26 protein-coding genes are annotated in these 18900 nt (G+C 26.8%); all 26 read left to right on the top strand.

Annotated elements, in window-relative coordinates; translation table 11 throughout:
• The first annotated feature begins 144 nt into the window (after positions 1 to 144).
• On the top strand, positions 145 to 336 hold the full coding sequence (locus tag AC07E4_RS11480; RefSeq protein WP_430829475.1) for a hypothetical protein: 192 nt from the start codon (positions 145 to 147) through the stop codon (positions 334 to 336).
• A gap of 57 nt (positions 337 to 393) precedes the next feature.
• A complete protein-coding gene (locus AC07E4_RS11475; RefSeq protein WP_430829474.1) occupies positions 394 to 642 on the top strand; it encodes a hypothetical protein in 249 nt (82 codons plus the stop codon).
• A gap of 195 nt (positions 643 to 837) precedes the next feature.
• Positions 838 to 1290 (top strand): NUDIX hydrolase, encoded by a 453-nt coding sequence (locus AC07E4_RS11470; protein WP_478216467.1) that lies wholly within the window; start codon positions 838 to 840, stop codon positions 1288 to 1290.
• Between the two features lie 206 nt (positions 1291 to 1496).
• The gene (locus tag AC07E4_RS11465) at positions 1497 to 2348 is read left to right on the top strand and encodes a GNAT family N-acetyltransferase (protein WP_478216466.1); all 852 of its coding nucleotides are present in this window, start codon (positions 1497 to 1499) and stop codon (positions 2346 to 2348) included.
• Positions 2349 to 2417: 69 nt separating this feature from the next.
• Positions 2418 to 2813: a tetratricopeptide repeat protein gene (locus AC07E4_RS11460; RefSeq protein ID WP_478216465.1), complete on the top strand. Its 396-nt coding sequence runs from the start codon at positions 2418 to 2420 to the stop codon at positions 2811 to 2813.
• A 175-nt stretch (positions 2814 to 2988) separates the two neighbouring features.
• Positions 2989 to 3441 (top strand): helix-turn-helix domain-containing protein, encoded by a 453-nt coding sequence (locus tag AC07E4_RS11455; protein ID WP_430829470.1) that lies wholly within the window; start codon positions 2989 to 2991, stop codon positions 3439 to 3441.
• 90 nt (positions 3442 to 3531) lie between these two features.
• On the top strand, positions 3532 to 3954 hold the full coding sequence (locus AC07E4_RS11450; RefSeq protein WP_478216464.1) for a DUF5301 domain-containing protein: 423 nt from the start codon (positions 3532 to 3534) through the stop codon (positions 3952 to 3954).
• A gap of 330 nt (positions 3955 to 4284) precedes the next feature.
• Positions 4285 to 4614, top strand: a complete 330-nt coding sequence (locus tag AC07E4_RS11445) for a DUF1801 domain-containing protein (protein ID WP_430829468.1) — start codon at positions 4285 to 4287, stop codon at positions 4612 to 4614.
• 250 nt (positions 4615 to 4864) lie between these two features.
• Positions 4865 to 5527 carry a Type 1 glutamine amidotransferase-like domain-containing protein gene (locus AC07E4_RS11440; RefSeq protein WP_478216463.1) on the top strand — a complete coding sequence of 221 codons (663 nt, stop codon included), beginning with the start codon at positions 4865 to 4867 and terminating at the stop codon, positions 5525 to 5527.
• 471 nt (positions 5528 to 5998) lie between these two features.
• Positions 5999 to 6154: a nucleotide modification associated domain-containing protein gene (locus AC07E4_RS11435; RefSeq protein ID WP_478216462.1), complete on the top strand. Its 156-nt coding sequence runs from the start codon at positions 5999 to 6001 to the stop codon at positions 6152 to 6154.
• Between the two features lie 93 nt (positions 6155 to 6247).
• Positions 6248 to 6790 carry a GNAT family N-acetyltransferase gene (locus AC07E4_RS11430; RefSeq protein WP_478216461.1) on the top strand — a complete coding sequence of 181 codons (543 nt, stop codon included), beginning with the start codon at positions 6248 to 6250 and terminating at the stop codon, positions 6788 to 6790.
• A gap of 218 nt (positions 6791 to 7008) precedes the next feature.
• On the top strand, positions 7009 to 7641 hold the full coding sequence (locus AC07E4_RS11425; RefSeq protein WP_478216460.1) for a class I SAM-dependent methyltransferase: 633 nt from the start codon (positions 7009 to 7011) through the stop codon (positions 7639 to 7641).
• Positions 7642 to 7937: 296 nt separating this feature from the next.
• Positions 7938 to 8192 carry a hypothetical protein gene (locus tag AC07E4_RS11420; protein ID WP_430829464.1) on the top strand — a complete coding sequence of 85 codons (255 nt, stop codon included), beginning with the start codon at positions 7938 to 7940 and terminating at the stop codon, positions 8190 to 8192.
• Between the two features lie 112 nt (positions 8193 to 8304).
• Complete coding sequence (locus AC07E4_RS11415) at positions 8305 to 8769, top strand: NUDIX hydrolase (RefSeq protein WP_051539913.1); 465 nt, start codon at positions 8305 to 8307, stop codon at positions 8767 to 8769.
• A gap of 232 nt (positions 8770 to 9001) precedes the next feature.
• The gene (locus AC07E4_RS11410) at positions 9002 to 9700 is read left to right on the top strand and encodes a DUF6678 family protein (protein WP_478216459.1); all 699 of its coding nucleotides are present in this window, start codon (positions 9002 to 9004) and stop codon (positions 9698 to 9700) included.
• A 404-nt stretch (positions 9701 to 10104) separates the two neighbouring features.
• Positions 10105 to 10269, top strand: a complete 165-nt coding sequence (locus AC07E4_RS11405) for a hypothetical protein (RefSeq protein WP_478216458.1) — start codon at positions 10105 to 10107, stop codon at positions 10267 to 10269.
• A gap of 1 nt (position 10270) precedes the next feature.
• Positions 10271 to 10837, top strand: a complete 567-nt coding sequence (locus tag AC07E4_RS11400; RefSeq protein ID WP_478216457.1) for an ATPase — start codon at positions 10271 to 10273, stop codon at positions 10835 to 10837.
• Between the two features lie 267 nt (positions 10838 to 11104).
• Positions 11105 to 11710, top strand: coding sequence for a protein adenylyltransferase Fic (gene fic, locus AC07E4_RS11395; protein WP_430829461.1), 606 nt, complete (start codon positions 11105 to 11107; stop codon positions 11708 to 11710).
• 263 nt (positions 11711 to 11973) lie between these two features.
• Positions 11974 to 12534: a nitroreductase family protein gene (locus AC07E4_RS11390; protein WP_478216456.1), complete on the top strand. Its 561-nt coding sequence runs from the start codon at positions 11974 to 11976 to the stop codon at positions 12532 to 12534.
• Between the two features lie 413 nt (positions 12535 to 12947).
• Positions 12948 to 13775 (top strand): DUF2785 domain-containing protein, encoded by an 828-nt coding sequence (locus AC07E4_RS11385; protein ID WP_478216455.1) that lies wholly within the window; start codon positions 12948 to 12950, stop codon positions 13773 to 13775.
• 418 nt (positions 13776 to 14193) lie between these two features.
• Positions 14194 to 14739, top strand: a complete 546-nt coding sequence (locus AC07E4_RS11380; RefSeq protein WP_478216454.1) for an N-acetyltransferase family protein — start codon at positions 14194 to 14196, stop codon at positions 14737 to 14739.
• 174 nt (positions 14740 to 14913) lie between these two features.
• Complete coding sequence (locus AC07E4_RS11375) at positions 14914 to 15369, top strand: GNAT family N-acetyltransferase (RefSeq protein WP_478216453.1); 456 nt, start codon at positions 14914 to 14916, stop codon at positions 15367 to 15369.
• Positions 15370 to 15630: 261 nt separating this feature from the next.
• Positions 15631 to 16251 (top strand): nuclear transport factor 2 family protein, encoded by a 621-nt coding sequence (locus tag AC07E4_RS11370; RefSeq protein ID WP_478216452.1) that lies wholly within the window; start codon positions 15631 to 15633, stop codon positions 16249 to 16251.
• A gap of 202 nt (positions 16252 to 16453) precedes the next feature.
• Positions 16454 to 16921: an NUDIX domain-containing protein gene (locus AC07E4_RS11365; protein ID WP_478216451.1), complete on the top strand. Its 468-nt coding sequence runs from the start codon at positions 16454 to 16456 to the stop codon at positions 16919 to 16921.
• A 282-nt stretch (positions 16922 to 17203) separates the two neighbouring features.
• Positions 17204 to 17437 (top strand): hypothetical protein, encoded by a 234-nt coding sequence (locus AC07E4_RS11360; RefSeq protein ID WP_478216450.1) that lies wholly within the window; start codon positions 17204 to 17206, stop codon positions 17435 to 17437.
• A 705-nt stretch (positions 17438 to 18142) separates the two neighbouring features.
• The gene (locus AC07E4_RS11355) at positions 18143 to 18895 is read left to right on the top strand and encodes an aminoglycoside adenylyltransferase domain-containing protein (RefSeq protein WP_478216449.1); all 753 of its coding nucleotides are present in this window, start codon (positions 18143 to 18145) and stop codon (positions 18893 to 18895) included.
• Positions 18896 to 18900 lie beyond the last annotated feature (5 nt).

The following is an 18900-nucleotide window of genomic DNA, read 5'->3' as shown; positions in this document are numbered from 1 at the left end:
TGAAGAGTTAAGGTGGAAATCCTAAAGGATTTTTTAAAAATATATTCAAATTCAGCTTTGCTGAATTTATTCATTAACTTTTCACTCTTCACTCTTACCTCTTCACTTCTTGTTAAATTCCAATTTACATAGGAGGTTATTTTGATGTTTAAAAATAGAAGAATTTTGCGTAATGGCATAATTTGTATATTATTAATTTGTACAGTACATTTAGTATATTCTATCGTATCAGATCCATTAGGTGAACATGATATTATATTTGCACTTGCTGTTTCTGAAGGCTTCATTTTAATTGGTAGTGATAAGAGTGGTAGAAAAGGAAAACAACATGGTTGATAAAAAATAACGTAATATAGAATTGCTAAACTTCAATTTGTAAAGGGGAGGTATATTATGTATTTACTATTAAGTGCTGATGGCGATATTGGATTATATAAAGTTGATAAAATTATCCTAGAGAACTTTGATACTATTATTACTGATTTCTTTAAGTGGAAAAAGAAGAATTGCTATGATGAAACTTTATTCGTAAAATTTATTAAAATGACATATGGTAATGATGCTATTTCTTTTAAAAAAATAGTTGGATGTTATCCAGATGTAGAAGAAGAATATAAAAGTATAAAATGGTTTAATTTTTAAAGCTTTTAAATTCTTATTAATACCGTATTATTCAAAGTGAATATTCGGTATTTTTAATTCGCAATATAATTATTAATGGACATAAAAGCAAAAAGTGTTCTTTGAAAATTGAATAATGCGGTATTTACAAAATATGTTATAATTAATTCATGATAGTATTTTAATGTGAAGATTAGTTTTTTAGGAGGTATTATTATGAGAGCACCAATACAAGTATTAGTTATACCCTATAAATTAGTAGACGGAATACCACAATATTGTATTTTCAAAAGAAGTGCTGGTGAATATTGGCAATTTATTGCTGGAGGTGGCGAGGATGAGGAAACTCCACTTGAGTCAGCTAAACGAGAAGCATTTGAAGAAGCCAGTCTTGAAAAGACACTTACTTATTATCAGTTAGTGTCAACATTTTATGTACCTGCTGACTGCATTTCCGACAAACATAGGAAATATTGGTCTGCTGATACGTTTGTTTTACCTGAATATTGCTTTGCTGTAAACGTAGATAATAACCCAATAAAATTATCAGAAGAACATACAGAATATATTTGGGCTACATATGAAAAAGCAGAAGAGATGTTATATTGGCAAACTAATAAAGTAGCTATTTTTGAACTCCACAATAGAATTAAATCTAATATTTTTTAATATGTTAAATGATTGTATTTAATTATCAGTTGCTTCATATTTTGTAGATATGGTTCATATCTACAAAATGTGAAGCAATTTAGCTTTGAAAAAATATTTATGTAGTAGTAGAGAAATCTAGTTTTATACCATAAGTCATATACAAATTCTAATTTGTAGTGAGAGTTATATATTTTAAAAAAATAATTATATGAGGATGTAATAGTATGGAGCTTTTTTACAAATCAATAAGTCAAAATGAGTATGATGATGTAAGGGAATTGTTATTTCAAGATATTGAAACAAGTGAGGAATTTTTATGGGCATTGCAAAATGATCCAGGTACACTAACGGTTGTATACATGGAAGGTAAGATTGTTGCAGTAGCACAAATAATATCAGGTAAAAAGGTATCTTGCTTAATTGTATTTGTTGCACCAAAATATAGGTGTAAAGGAATAGGACAAGCAGTGGCTAAATTTTGTGAAAATGAATTGCAAAAAGAATCACAAAAAATAATAACAAATTTTCATGCAGATAATGAGGTGTCAAAAATGTTTGCAAAGAGATTGGGTTATGAAAGAGAATTTTCAAGTGCTTATATGAAACATAAAGATGGAAAATTTGAAATTAGCGAGCTTCCTGTAAGGTTATATGTTGATGAAGATTATTCAAAAGGGCATGCTTTGTATGCAGAAGCATTTCATGAAATGCGTATTAAAGTAGGAGATTTTCCAGGCTCTGTTGTTGAACAACCAAGTGAAAAAAATCGGAAAGCCTGGAATGTAGATGCAGCTAATCGTTTTACATATGAAGTAAATGATGAAGTTGCTGGACATGGACATTTAGTAGGAAATGAAATTGGTAGCGTAGCAGTAAAAACAGATTTACAAGGAAATGGTATAGGGAAAAATTTTGTTAAGTATTTATGCAATGAAATATATAATCGAGGTTATAAAGAAGTAGTGTTATGGTGTGTTGTTGGAAATGATGCTAGGAAGTTATATGATAGTTTAGGTTTTAGAAAAGCATATATTTCAGAATTTTCTTACAAAGTATTAAAACCTATAAAATCATAAATTATTTATAATAATCAAATTATGTTAAGTAAAAAATAAAGATAAATAGAATTTTGGGAGGAAACACATATGACGGATGATTATTATAGTCCCTGCAAAGAACTTGATGAATGTAATGAACTTATTCAGAAATACTTTGAAACGCAACAATATGAAGAGTGTTTTCAAGGTCATTTAAGGTTAGCTGAGAAAGGATATCCCTTAGCTGAATGTCAAGTTGGGTGCTTCTATTATGATGGAATTGGTGTAGAAAAGGATATGGAAAAGGCTTTTTACTGGACTGAACGAGCCGCACTACACGGAGATAGAGATGCACAATGTAATCTTGCAAATTTATTCTATATGGAAGGTATTATAGTGGAAAAAAATTTTTCAAAAGCAAGAGAATGGTTTATTAAGGCAGCATTGCAGAATAATGATTATGCTATTAACCGCTGTATGGAATTGAAAATTCAGATTAAGTAAATAGTAAATCAAATTTAAAATTTGTTGGTCATTTTAATAAAGTAGTGAATACTTATATTAAAAATGTTAATTATAGTTGACAAAATTCCAAGATTAATTGGTAGATAACACTTTACATTTCAAGTATACTTTAGATACAAGGTAACTCAGAGGAATTGAAAGGTGTGTGATTATTATGTCATTAGGTGATAAATTACTAGATTTACGTAAAAAATCAGGTTTATCTCAAGAAGATGTGGCTGAAAAATTAGGGGTATCAAGGCAAACTATCAGCAAATGGGAAACTGATCAAACAGTTCCAGAGTTAATTAAGGTAAAATTGTTAAGTCAACTATATAATGTAAGTTATGACTATCTTATAAATGGAAGTAACCTTAGTGGTGATGTTACAAGCATAGAAATGATTGTGGATGAAATTGACTGGACTAGTGCATGGAGCAAGAAGTATCCAATTTTAGCATCTTATCAAGGTATGCAAGGAATAAATAATTATTGTGAAAAAATATCGCAGTTGTATGATGATTGCAAAAATGAATTTAATTTTAATGATGAGGATACTGCTTTGGTTTTAAAAGATATTCTTTACCAAAAATTTAAATTATCAAAAAAACAAAGCAAAATAAAATAATGGTTAATCTCATCAATGTATTAAATGTATAATTAAAATAATTATATTGAGATAGAATACAATAGTTTTAAATTATATAGGAGTTGAATAATGAGTAGAAGCAAAATTTTCAGTGTTTTAATTGTGATTTTGTTATTGAGTTTAAGTTTAATTGGTTGTAGTAAAGTGCAAGTTGTTTTGCCAAATGAAGTTGATTTAAAAATTATAGTTTTATCAGATAACAAAGAAGAAAATAATAAATATATTACAATCACTGATAATGAAGAAATTAAAAAAATTATTGATATTATTAAATTAAATTCTAAAAAAACAAATCGTGAGTCTCTTGGTGACACGCCAACAAATGTAGACTATTATATAAAGTTAGAATTTTCATATTCTGAAGGTGGAAGTAGTGTAGCTTATGTGTACAAAATAAAAGATATATGTTATATTGAACAACCTTATAATGGTACTTGGGAGATTGCACAAGAAATATATGAGGATATAGATGCATTACTTAAGGATAAGTAGTGATTTAATGAGGAGTTAAGAAGTAAAAGTGAATAGTGAAAAGTAATATATTAAATACCATACTGTTCAAAAATGAATTTATGGTATTTTTTTTATTATGTTGTAATACCAATCAAAGAAAAATGATCTAGTGGAGTTTTACTTAATATTCAAAATAAAGGCATAAAATGTTTTATAAAGTAATGAAAATACAAGATAAATTTTTTAAATTAAGCAATTCTGTATTTACAAAATATGTTATAATTGTTTTGTGGTAGTAAAGGAATTCATATCAAGGTTAATTTATATGATATATAAATATAAACAAATTATAGAAGCATGGAGATAAAAATGAAAGAGGACATAAATAATTATTTAAAGAAGTTTGAAGAACAAACTAAGGAAAGGTTTGGGGATTTATATAGACTTATCTATGAAAGTACTTCCCAAAATATTGATGAAAAATTGTGGGCTAAACTACCTACATTTTATGTAAGTGATAAATTCGTTCGTCTTATTCCTTTTAAAGATCATATTAATGTTGAAGCAAAAACAGTAGTTTTTCATAAAGATGAATTGTTAGGATATAAAATAACGCCTAAAGGAATGCTGCAAATTTTTCATAATCAGGTGGTTCCATGTGAAGTATTAAAAACAATATTTAAAGAAAATTTTGAATAGTGACAATTTATATTTTTGTTAAAGGATAAAATTAAATACATATTATTCAACGTTAGTATGCGGTATTTCTATTTTATTCTACAAAAATAAGAGGATGTTATGATTATAATAAAATGCAATTTTTGAAAATTTAAATATGGATAATGTTCTTTAAAAATTAAAAATGCGTTATTTACAAAATATATTTTAAATGAAATAAAATCACAAATATAAAAGTTTATATTACATAAATTTTTATACGGAGGTACTTATGGGAATTCATTATTATTTAGGTTGGTTTAACGATGCTTTTCTTGAAAAACTGGTAAAGTTATTGTATGAGGATATAACTGATAGAAAATCGCTTGTTATGATTAGTGCCAATCCATTCCTTTATGAAGATAAGGAAGTTGGTGCTACTGAACGTTCGTGGCTTGACCAGGTCAATATTATATTTGATGAATATCATTTAATTGATTATAGCGTACAGAAGGAAGAGGCACAAAAATTAATTCAAGATGCTTCGGTAATTTTCTTGTTAGGTGGAGATACTGTTGAACAAAATAATCTTTTGATTGAATACCAATTGTCCGATTTAATAAAAAAAAGCAAATCAGTTGTGATGGGAACAAGTGCTGGTGCTATAAACATGTCTGCTAAATGGGTATGTTCGAAATATACTGACTGCGAATGTGACATAAGTTCTATTTACAATGGTATTGGTCTTGATGATTTTTCAGTGTTGTCTCATTGTGATCTTGAAAATAACATTGAACAAATTCAAATCGAATTATCTTCATTATCAGAAGAAATGAATGTTTACGCATCAAACAAAGATTGTGCTGTACGTGTAAAAGGAAAGAAAATTGATATTTTAGGTAATGTATATTTAATTTCACATTCAAAGATTCAAAAGTTAGATGAGACGCTTTAGTTGTGTTAATTAGCCATGCTGATTTTATTAAATTAGTTTTTAAAAACAATATTTTTATTCAAGAACTAAAATATAAAACAAATAAGTTTTCTAAATACCTTATTATTCAAAAATGAATTTTAGGGTATTTTTATGTTGTAATTCAAAAAATAAGAATTTAGCAAGGATATATTACCTCCAAGGTTAAAACCTCAGCTACTAAGGTGATATAGTTTTTATCTACAAAGGAAAAATAGACTTTAACTTTTTGGATAAAGAAAGTATTTAAACTTTTTTCCTGGAATAACATTGTTCTCATTTAATATTTAAATAATGAACCTTAAAAATTATAAAATACAAGAAGAAAATATTATTACATGGCAAAAGTTGAACAGCATGAGAGATATGTGAAAAGTTAAATAAGATATATGTGGCAAAGAATGAAGACTATGGAGACAGTTTTGGTGAAGGTTTTGAAGAATATGGACTATAATGCCTGCAATTAGATTGGAAGATAAGATACGAAGATATAAGCCATTAATTAAACAAGATGCTGAAGTAAAAGACGAGAGTATTATAGATACACTACTAGATTTAGCCAATTACTCTATAATGACAATTATTGAAATTGAAAATAAAGATAAATAGGAATTAAAAGTGAAATAATTAAAAGCGAATTTGTGGCTTAGCTTGATTAAGAATTACATTAAATAAAATAAATTGAGATAAGGAGGGATTATAATGATTTATTACCAAGATGAAAATATTAAGATTAGAGATGTACGTAGTGATGATGTTATCAATTTATTTTCTTGTAGACTAGATAAGGAAATAAACTTACACGACCCGCGACCGATACCTAACACAAGTAAAGAGTTAATAGATGAATGTATAAATTTTTGCAATATATTTAATAATGAAATAAATAATGAGAATGTTGAAGATAGAAAATATAAGTATTTTATTATTACAAATAATTCAGATGATTTTATAGGATTTGTTAATTTTTTTAGTATAGATAAAGAAAAAAAGCAGGGTGAAATGGGTATTATTATAGCTGATAAGCGATGTTGGGGAGAAGGCATTGCATTTAAATCAATAAATATAGTTACAAAATATATATTCAATAATATGGATATTAATAGAATATACATTGAAACTGGTGAAACTAATAAACCTGCATTAAATTTGTTCAGTAAGTTAGGATTTAATAGATGCGGTGAGTATATTGAAGATGATAATTTCAAGTTTATAGTCATGGAAAAGAATATAAATTCTATTTAAATAAATAATTTGTAATTTTAATATATTATGGGCGTTAAATTTTAACTTCCAAATTATCCGAGAATTTAATAAATATATAGCTTAAGTTTTTAAATGTATTTTTATAAATTAGTTATAGTAATTTCATTACATTAATTGAGTATTATGGTAAAATATTAATCGGGGATATTTATTTTAAATAATAAATAATAGCAAATTACAAAAATGGGGGTAATGAAATGGATAACAATGTAAAGGAAAGATTTGATAATGCAAGTGAAGAGTATGTAACTGATAACTATATTTGGAGATATAGATCATGTCAATTGGTAAGTAAATTAGCAAGTCCAAATGAAAATGATGTTATTTTAGATATGGGATGTGGAACAGGTAAGCAAATTATTGAACTTTCAAATACTATAAAACTTGGCATAGGAATTGATATAAGTGAAGGAATGATTATAAAGTCAACTGAAAATGCTAGTGAAGTAAATAGAGAAAATGTTGAATTTTTTATTGGAACATTTGATAAGCCAGATGAAAATGTTAATTTGAAAGAAAAGCAAATTACTAAAATTATTTCAAACTACGCATTACATCACTTAAATTTAGAAGAAAAGAAGAAGGCAATTGAAAATATGGTTTACATAGGTGGACAAACCTTACAAACTATTATCATAGGTGATTTAATGTTTTTTGATAATCCAGATAAGTATGAAGATGAATACGATGAAATTGGTTATGGACCAGGTGGGGACAAACCATCAACAGTTGAAGATTTAGTTAAATGTTTTTCAGAACTAAATTTTAGTGTTGAATTACATCAATTACATCCTCTTGTAGGTGTTTTAGTAGCTACTAAAAATAGTTAGTATATAATAGAATACGATTTGACTAAAATAATATAACTTATTTAAATGATGTATAATTTATAAGAAAATATTCACATATAACAAAATAATGAAAAAACACTGCATTATCTAATCTAAAATCTTGCAGTGTTTTTATTTTAAAACTAGATAAAAGGAAAATGAAATTTTTGAAAATTTATATATAAATAATGTAATATTTATAAAATATGCTATTACTAATTTGTAGTAGAATTTTATATGTGATAGCTTTTAACTGAAGTAATATATAGATAGGAGTTTGTGAAAGGAATATTAATATGGATGATAGAGTAAAAGCATTAAGCGGTGGAAATATGGATATAGATTTGGCAAGTGATGGAGTTGATTGGAAACAGACAAAATGCCCATGGAACGTTGATGATGGCAATAATAAACATAAATGTGCTGTAAAAGGAACTTCGATATGTAAATATTTTTGTGGAATTAAATTTTTAGATAGCGTATTATGCAGTTATCCTTATGAAAATAAAGAGGTACTAACAAGAAATGATATGGATAGGGCGTTGTGGTAAAAATCTAGACTATATTGAACGAATACAAAATTTGAAAATGAGAAATAAGCATAAATAAAAATTTATTTAAAAGTAATATACCGATAAAATATGTGTGAGAGGAAGTTATGAAGTGTCAAATTATATAATGGATTTGAGGACTATTGTTGGGCATAGAACTTTATTGCAGGTTGGTGCAAGTATAATTGTAGAAGATGATAAAGGAAGAATACTATTACAAAAAAGAACTGATAATCATTGTTGGGGATATGCAGGAGGTGCTGTTGAATTAGATGAAAAAGTTGAGGATGCTGCAAAAAGGGAATTATATGAGGAAACTGGATTAATAGCTAATAGTCTAGAACTATTTGGTATATTCTCAGGAAAAGATACACATTATGTATATCCAAATGGTGATGAGGTATCTAATGTGGATATAGTATTCATTTGTAGGGATTATGCTGGTGAATTAATATGTCAAGAAAGTGAAGTTGAACAATTAAAGTTTTTTTATATGGAAGAGTTACCTAAAAAGATATGTCCGCCAATAAAGATAGCATTAAATAAGTGGGTTGATACAAAGAAAACACAATGTTAAATTTCAAGTTTATAATATACACCCTTGTCTTGTGTAACAACCAATTCCTCCTTGGATTAGGTCTAAAAAATAAAATTTTAAAAAGTTGTATCAAGTTGTGATACAGCAATATAAAAAGCTGAACAAAAAATTGAACACCTAAGTAGTGATGAGGAAGCTATGAGAATTTATTATGAGAGAGAAAGATTATTGCATTAAATAAAAAATAGAGCTTTTAGGAGAGTATGATAAGATGGAAAATAATCTGTGTTTTGATGATTTTAGTGATATAGATTTAGGAAATGGAAAATTTGTAGAAAATAAACAATTAGATAAAAATAATTTTTTCAATATTATAATGAGTGCTATATGGCCTGGTGGAGTTAGTTTAGAGTTATTAATGTTTAATAGTAAATATTATAGAATTAGTGTTTATAAGGATGATACTATTTTTGAATCTTTCCAATTCAAGGGAGCAGCATCTGTTTTATCATATGTACAAAAATTGGCTAAAAATATTAATGATGGGCAGTATAACAGAAAAAAAACTGATAAAGAAAAGGCACGAAAAATTATTGAAGATAAAGATCTTACAAGTTATATGAATAACACAAAGTGGAATGTCCTTTTAGATATAGTAAATAATAGACTTTCATTTCCACCAGCATTTATATATAAAACTTTATTTGATATACCTGATAGTAAATTTTTAAAAACTATATCTAAAATACCTAGTTATTTTGGCGATTATAGCTATGAAGGGCTTGAGTATAAGCATTATTTAATAGAATGGATAAGGATTACTCCTAAGTATGCTGTTAACAAAGGTGGCAGACTTGCATCAAAAATTGAAATACAAGATGAGAGTGAAGAATTTAAAAGAGAACTTAAAAAAGAACATATACCATATGAAGTTGATGGAAATGATGTTATTATATATGGATATAGATAATTTTATTATATGGTAGGAATTCAATAAGATAGGCAGATGACTATCTTATTTTTTATAAAAATTTATAATGAAAATTTGAAATTGAAAATATTCTAGTGATAATACATATTTGGAAGGTGTTATCTTTTGCTTATTATACGGTGAAGCATATCTGTGGAGAACCAAAATAAAAAGAGATTAAGTTTATTATTTTATAGGTTTGGTATATAATATAGGGAAACAAGCTCGAATTCAAAACTATTTTTAAAGTTGTAAATATATTGCTTTCAAAAGAAATACTTACTATAAAATGATTCCGAGCTAGTTTCACTCTTAAGGGTATCCAAGTTTTGGAACTAACAATTATGAAGATGAACTTGGAAACCTATAGTGTATAAATAGAATTTCATCAGGAGGAGTTTGATATGGAAAATAAAGATAATAATTTATATGATATTTTTATCAATTATTCTTATAGCCAATTGAAGGATTTATTTAAAAATGCAAAAACAAAAGAAGAACAAGATTTTTATATGACTTTATCAAATTTAGTGCTACAAAAAGAGCAAGCAAAGGTAATAGGTGAATAATATGCCGACATATACAATTTTTGCAGGTGTTAATGGGGCAGGAAAAACTTCAATATATAAAGCTATATACTATAATGAAAATAAAGAAGAAAAAAGAATAAATACAGATGAGATGGTATCTAGGATTGGTTCTTGGAAAGATAATAATCTTCAAATGAAATGTGCAAGAGAAGCTGTTAAATTAATAAAACACTATATTTTAAATGGCATATCATTCAATCAGGAAACCACTTTATCTGGAAAAAGCATAATAAAAAATATAAAGTTCGCAAAAGACAATGGATTTTATATAGTTATGAATTATGTAGGAGTAGAGAATCCCGAAGTTGCTAAAGAGAGAGTTAAAATTAGAGTTAGTAAAGGTGGCCATGGAATACCAGATAAGGATATAGAAAGAAGATATTATGATTCATTAAATAACTTAAATAATATAATTGAAATATGTGATGAAGTAAACATATATGATAATACAGAAGTATTAAAAGAAGTTATATATTTAAAAAATGGTAAGATAATATGGACAGATAAAAAAATACCTAATTGGGCAAATAATATATTGCAAAGATAGCTAGTAAAATTATAAAAGTTTACTAGCTATTTTTGTATAAAAGTTAAAACTTGAATTTGAAATAACACCGATTATGAAGAATTAGTATTTGATTTTAAAGAACTTTTAATCTTGTAAAAGATATTTACAGTACAAGCAAATAAAAATTAAGTTTCTATTAAACAAATTTTGCTTTAATGTTATAATAAAATAAGAAATTAGAGTAGAGAATAAAAATGTATTAATATATAAGAAAAAATGTAGAAATCTATTTATACAGGAGGTATTATGGCACTTAATAATAAATTGAAAATTACAGATTCGGTTGAACTTGCTAGGGCAGAAGAAAAAATAAGTAAGAAAAAAGCTATTGAATTATTCAAAAGTGGATATTTAGATAGCTTAGAAGCAGGAAAATACAATACATTAGCTGAGATTCATAGATATTTATTTGAGGATATATATGAATTTGCAGGAGTAGTACGTGATGTTAATATTACAAAAGGAAATTTTAGATTTGCGCCTGTTATGTACCTAAAAGCATCATTAGAACATATTGAGTCAATGCCACAATCAAGTTTGGATGAAATAATTGAAAAATATGTTGAAATGAATATTGCCCATCCTTTTAGAGAAGGAAATGGAAGAAGTGCACGAATTTGGCTTGATTTAATGTTAAAAAAAGAGTTAGGCAAAGTAGTTAACTGGAGTGAAGTTGATAAGAATGATTATTTGCTTGCAATGGAACGTAGTCCTATAAAAGATATAGAGATTAAGCACCTTTTAAAGCAAGCATTAACTGATAAAATTAACGATAGAGAAATTTATATAAAGGGAATTGATACCAGTTATTATTATGAAGGATATACTGTTTATAAGACAGAAGATTTATAATAGTTACCGTTACATGAGGATGAAATTAATAAAATGAGCTAAGTGTATGGTTAGAGATTTGAATAAGATAGTTTTAGTTAATAAAAAATAAGTTATTTAACTAAAATTATCTTATTTTTTATAAAAAGCTATAATGGAAACTTGAATTCGAATATATTTAAAAAGAAATCCTTTAGGATTTCCACCTTAACTCTTCACTTTTCTCTCTTACTTTTTAACTCATATACAACTTCCAATTTTACAAGAAGGGAGTGATTTATAAAATGAACGTAATTGAGTGTATGTATAAAAGGAGAAGTATAAGAAAGTTTCAAGAGAAGGCTATAGATAAAGAACTTTTATTAACTTTAATAAAAGCTGCTACAGCAGCACCTACTGCATGTAATAGTCAGCCTTGGGAGTTTATTATAATTACAGATGAAAATATAATAAATCAAATAAATGAAAAGACGTATTTTGGAAAATATAATGCACCATCAATGATAGTAGTATGTGGAAATATGAAATTAGCAATGTCAGGTCCAGTTAAAGATTTTTGGGTTCAAGACTGTAGTGCGGCTATTGAAAATATATTATTAGCAGCTACTTCTATGGAACTCGGTAGCATTTGGGTAGGATTACATCCTGTGGAAAGCTCATATAGACCTTTATATAAAATATTAAACTTACCTCAAGAAGTAATTCCTTTAGGAATTGTATATGTTGGATATCCAGCAGAAGAAAAGAAACCAAGAACACAATATGATGAAAAACATGTATATTGGCAAAAATATGAAGAAAGAAAGCATAGAGCAAGAAAGAAAAATACAAAATTTAATAAGTAAATAGAAAATAAAATATGCAAATATCGCAATATTAAGAAAAACACACTTTTGCATATAGCAATTAAAACACAAGATTACATTATTATTAAATGGACTAGATATATTACAATTGGATTATTTTTAATTAGTAAAGATGTTTTAGGTATTATATGAACATATGCAATGCTATAATTTAAAATACAGATAGAAATATAGTGCGTTTATATGAAAGGAAAATAATGATGAATATAGTGAAATGATTGAAAATTGAAACAAATAGGCTAATAAAATGAGGCATTATATAACATTAAAAATATATTGTATTTCATGAACTACTGTTTTAATAGTGAAAGAAATATAATTAATATTTAGAAAAAACATTAAGTTATGGCAAAAGAAGTGAATTCAAAAATATTGAGAGGTAGGCGAAATATATGGAAAAGCAAACATTAAAGACATTGTTAAGTAATATAAAAGATAATGAATATGCAGTACCAGAGGGTATGAACCCATATAAATTATCAGTAGATATGATGGAGTATATAGGAGATATTGATGGTGAGCTTCGTAATGATTTGATTTGTAGCGTTCTTCTAGAGTGGATAATGACAGATGTTCTGACACCAGAAGAAGCATATCACATATTTCTAATAGCATTAGACGAAAAACATATTTTTAATGGATTGGGAAAAGTTGATGATACAGTTTTTGACAGGACTTTTTCTGTTTTAGTGTCTGCATGTATAACCTATAAGCATAAAAATTTTTTGCCAGACAATGATATTTTAAAGGCATTTAATAAAGTTTTGAAATTTTATAATGAGGACAAGGATGTAAGAGGCTTTGTAGAAGGTAAAAGCTGGGCGCATGGTGCTGCTCATGGCGCTGATGCCTTGATGGAGCTTGCAAAATGTGAAGTAATAGGATATGAACAATTAAAAGAGATACTAAATTCAATATATAAAAAAATCAACGCAAATTATTATGGATATATTAACAACGAGGATGAACGTATGATATCAGCTGTTAAAGAGGTTTTAGAAAGAGATATAATTCCTGTAGAAGAAATTGAAGAATGGATAAGAAGCTTTGGTAAAATAGAAAAAACAGGAATACTTCCTGATGATTTATTTATTGAATTTAATGTAACTCTTTTCTTGAAAAGCTTATACTTTAGACTTGTTGATAATACTAAGTATGAACAATTAGCAAAAATAGTTAAAGAGGTACTAAAGAAAACAAGTCGTTTTGGTGAGGATTAATCGTAAAATAATTAAATATCAAGATAAAGTAGCAAATGGTGAAATTATTGAATATATAAGATAAATAGGAATTTACTAATTAGTTAAAAAGTAAAAATTAAGAGTGAAAAGTTAATGAATAAATTCAGCAAAGCTGAATTTGAATATATTTAAAAAGAAATCCGTTAGGATTTCCACCTTAACTCTTCACTTTTCTCTCTTACTTCTTAACTCATATACAAATTCTAATTTAGTAAATAGATTTAATATAAGATATAATAAATAGAAATAAATAATTTCTTTATTGATACTGTATTATTCAACAAGAATATGCAGTATTTTTTATGTCAGAATTTCAATGAAATATATATTTGTATTCAATTGCCTTTTCCAATATAATTATATAAAAATATGGATAACTTTATCTAGGAGGATTAAAATGGGGAAAATAGAAGAAGCTCAATACATTATTAACAATAGAACAATTAACATAAGAAATGGAGAGGTAAAAGACGCTGAAAAATTGATTAATCTTATTAAAAAAGTTGGTAAAGAAACTGATTTTCTATTAAATAACCCTGATGAATTTAATATAACAATTGAAGAAGAGGAAAATTTTATTCAGAATCAGGTAGATTCAGAAGTAGATTTATTGGTTGTGGCAGAAACAGACGGAGAAGTAATTGGAATATGTGGATTGAATGGAAATATCAATAAAAGGATTAGGCATTCTGCTGAATTTGCACTAGCAATTGAGCAAGAATTTTGTGGAATGGGTATAGGTAAAAAATTAATGAAAGCAGGAATTGAATGGGCAAAAGAAAATGGTATATCTAGAATTACACTTAAAGTTGACACAAACAATTATAGAGCAATAAGTTTATATTTAAAGTTGGGTTTTGAAATAGAAGGGACATTAAGAAATGACAAAATGTTATCTGATGGTAGCTATATAGATGGTTATACAATGGCATTATTATTATAATCAAACATAATATATATCGTAACATTAGTTAATGTACAACATTCTTATGTTGTGCGTAAATGAAAAAAAGAATGATTTACTCAAGCACCGCATTATTTAATTTTGACTTTAGTGGTGTTTTTTCGTCGTATTTCAAATATAAGGTGTAACAAAAATATCTTAGTGGAGGTATGTATGTTTCAATTTATGGAATTTAATGACTTAAAAGATGATGAAATTAAATTAGTTTTGAAAAGCAAAGACTTTCCTGATTATGATAAAGGAATTTTACCAAGATACGGATTTTCTATAATACACATTAATGATAATGAAGATATTGGCGTAATTTATTTTGCAGTAGACAATACACGCAGACAATATTTAAGAGGTCATATTAGTTATGGTGTTTCTAAAGATTATTCTGGGCACAATTATGCAATGAAAGCATGTAAACTTATTAAGCAAGTTGCATTGGCTCATGGATTTAAACGTTTGTTTATATGGGCTAGGTATGATAATATTGCATCAAAAAAAACAATAGAGAAATTAGGAGCGACGCGTATTAACATAAATGATGTTACTGATGATGAAATTATACAAAACTTGCATAAAGAGAAAATAGATATGTATGCTTGGGATATTATGGCATAATCGTTATTCTTAAATACTTTATTAATAATACTGTATTATTCAACAAGAATATGCAGTATTTTTTATGTCACAATTTCAATGGAATATATACATTATAATTCTAAGCGATTAATAATATTTGTTCTTTGGAAATTTAACAATATGATATTGGAAAATATGTTATAATATGGATTAATAATTAGACCTGAATCGTAGTTGTAGAACAATACAATATGTGAAATTATATTTTTAGAAATTTAATGAAAGAGATGAGGAACAATAATGAATATCTGGAGTCAAGAGAGAAGAAATATTGGTAGGGGAAATGCAAACGAAGAAGTTCAGCGTAGTGTTAGAAATACCTTAATCAAATTTCAAAATGGATATGCTAAAAGAGATATAACTTTAAAAGACAGTTTTATAGATGAACTTTTTTGGGATGATAGTGATACATTAGTTGTTGGAACAGGAGATGTTGAATGGTGCTTGGGGCATAAAGAAATTAGTGAATTGATTGAAGTAGATTGGGTAGATTGGGGGAATTTTATTATTGATATTGATGGTGCAATAGTATCATCTTATGGTGACGTAGCATGGATAACAACTGAAGCAATATTAAAAAAAGAATTAAATGTAAATAAGATGTATGACAATTGTTTAAAAAATATAAGAAAAAATTTAAAGGGTGAATTAGAATCAAAGAATAAACTTATAAGTACGCTAAAGTATATATCTAGTTGTTTGAATGAAGAAAATCTAGGGGAAGAAGTCGTTAGGCCAGTAAGATTTTCTGCCATCCTTGTGAATAAAAATGGGACATGGAAATTTCACAACATTCATTTCTCTTATCCAGTAGTACCACCAACAGACATTCGCATTATAGGAGATTACAAAATTTATTAGGCACATGATTTATAAGTTTAGTACTACAAGATTGTTGAAAATATATATTAAGCATAAATATAATTAAAATCATTCATAGTTTTCTTAAATGACGAAGTAATTAATAAAGAGTGTTTTTTACAAAATATGTTACAATTAATTCATTATAGTATTATTAAACGAACTAAAAATTCTATTTATTTTAGAAAGAAGGTTGACTGTTTTGATAAAATTACGAAACACTGCTAAGGCAATAATTATTCAAGATAATAAGATATTATTTGTAAAATATATTTCAAAAAAAACTGGAATTACATACTATGTATTACCAGGTGGTGGACAAGAAGGTGGAGAAACATTTGTTGATACATTAAAGAGGGAGTGTTCAGAGGAACTTGGGGTTGAAATAGAAGTGGAAAGAATTGCACTTCTTACTGAATATATTGGAAAAAATCATAAATTTGTAGATATACATTCAGAATTGCACCGAATTGAATGTATGTTTTTTTGCGTATTGAAATCATCTATAGACTTGTCAAAAGCCACTAATACTGACCCTGATCAAGTAGGATTTGAATGGATTGCTTTCGATGAAATGAAAGATAAAACTGTGTATCCTGAAGGGTTAAAAAGAGTTTTTGATAAACAAGGAAACATTACAACACCTTTATATTTAGGAGATATATTTTAAGGCTATTAATTCGCAATTCAAAAGATTAAGAGGTGGAATAATCAGTAGAGAATTTTATAGAGAAGTAAATTTGGTAGAGTTAAATTTCAAATTAAATGTAATAATGAAGAAGTCACACTACAAAAATGAAATTATATTATGATAATAAGATGAACTAAAAATGAAATACGTTCTTTTAAAATTGAATAATTGGGTGTAAAAGTAGTATGAAATAACCCATATTAATATGTTATTTATTTAAATTTAGTTTATAAAATTGAAGTTAGGAGGTAGAGTTAAGATATGAAGCATATAATACAAATAATATTCATAGTTATAGTGGTATGTATAATTATTGTTACAATGATAAAAGTTATGAACAAAAATAACAAGAAAAATTATAAATTTGAAGGCATGATGATTGGATTTGTAATCGGTTCAATTTTTGGTTATTACATACTGAATGCAATTATATGTGCCCCTATAGGAATGTTTTTGGGTATTGAAATTGGAAAAAATATAAAAAGAAATAGTTAAAATTTATAATATTGTACAAGTTATATTAGTTTATATAGACGATTTTTGTACTAAATCAAATCGTCAAAAGACTGGTGTTGGAAAAATGCTATGTAATTAGGCAATTAAATTTAGATGATACAATCATAAAATAGAATAATTTTTTAAAACACCTTATTATTCAAAACTGAATTTTATGGTGTTTTTTCGTCGCATTTCAAATATAAAATTACTTTATGATAAAAAGGTCGTATTTTAATTATTATAAATGAAATAAAAATTCCCTTATTTGTAGGCGAGAATTCATTCTTGCATAACGTTATTTACATTACTTTTAAATTTGTAATCTGTTAGGGACTGACTTTACTTTCTTAGACAAGTATATTATTTAAAAGGGTAATAAATCATGAAAAGGTGATTGCTCTATGAGATGTCTGTCCCTTTTGTTTATTGGTATATTTAAGGATGAAAGCAATAAAATTTAGCAAGGATACATTACCGTCAAGGTTAAAATCTCAGCTACAAGGAAAAAACAAATTTTATCATTCATCTGTAGGCGAGGTTTCAACCTTGCAAAACCACATTATGATTAAATGACGAAGTAATTAATAAAGAGTGTTTTTTGAAAATCGAACAATGTGGTATTTACAAAATATATTATAATTAATTCATGATAGTATTAAATGGCGAATTAAAGATTATTTATTTTTATATGAGGGGGATATAATGGAAATAAAAAAGTTATTAGATGAATTAGTTGAACATAGTTGTCGTATTTTCGAGAGGAATTTGATTGGAGTATATCTACATGGGTCTAGTGTAATGGGGTGCTTTAATCCGACGAAAAGCGATTTGGATATTTTGTTTGTAGTAGAAAGTGCAATTACAGACATTCAAAAGAAAATGTTTATGGACGTTATTATTGCTTTGAATGATAATGCACCAGCAAAAGGAATAGAAATGAGTATAGTTAGAAGTGAGTATTGTAAAAAATTTGTTTATCCAACTCCATTTGATTTGCACTTTTCAAATATGCATTTAAACTGGTATAAGAGTAATCCAAGTGAATATATTGAAAAAATGAATGGTAAAGACCCTGATTTAGCAGCTCATTTCGTCATAACTAAGAATCGTGGCATTGTTCTATATGGAAAACCAATTAATGATGTTTTCGGAGAAATACCATCAGAAGCATATTTAGATAGTATTAAAAGAGATATTGCCGATTCACAAAATGAAGTTATAGATAATTCAATTTATATTATTTTGAACCTTTGCAGAGTTTTAGCATATGTACAAGATAGATTGGTGCTTTCAAAAAAAGAAGGTGGAGAATGGGGAATAAAAAATATTGATGGTAAATATCAAGGATTAATAAAAGAAGCACTTGCATGTTATACTTCAGATCAAAATATTGAACTGAATCATTCACTTGCATTGGAATACTGTAAGTATATGGAGAACAAGATAGGTATATAAGAAAA

The sequence above is a fragment of the Clostridium amazonense genome (assembly GCF_056431285.1).
This window is presented reverse-complemented; position numbering and strand designations above follow the sequence as displayed.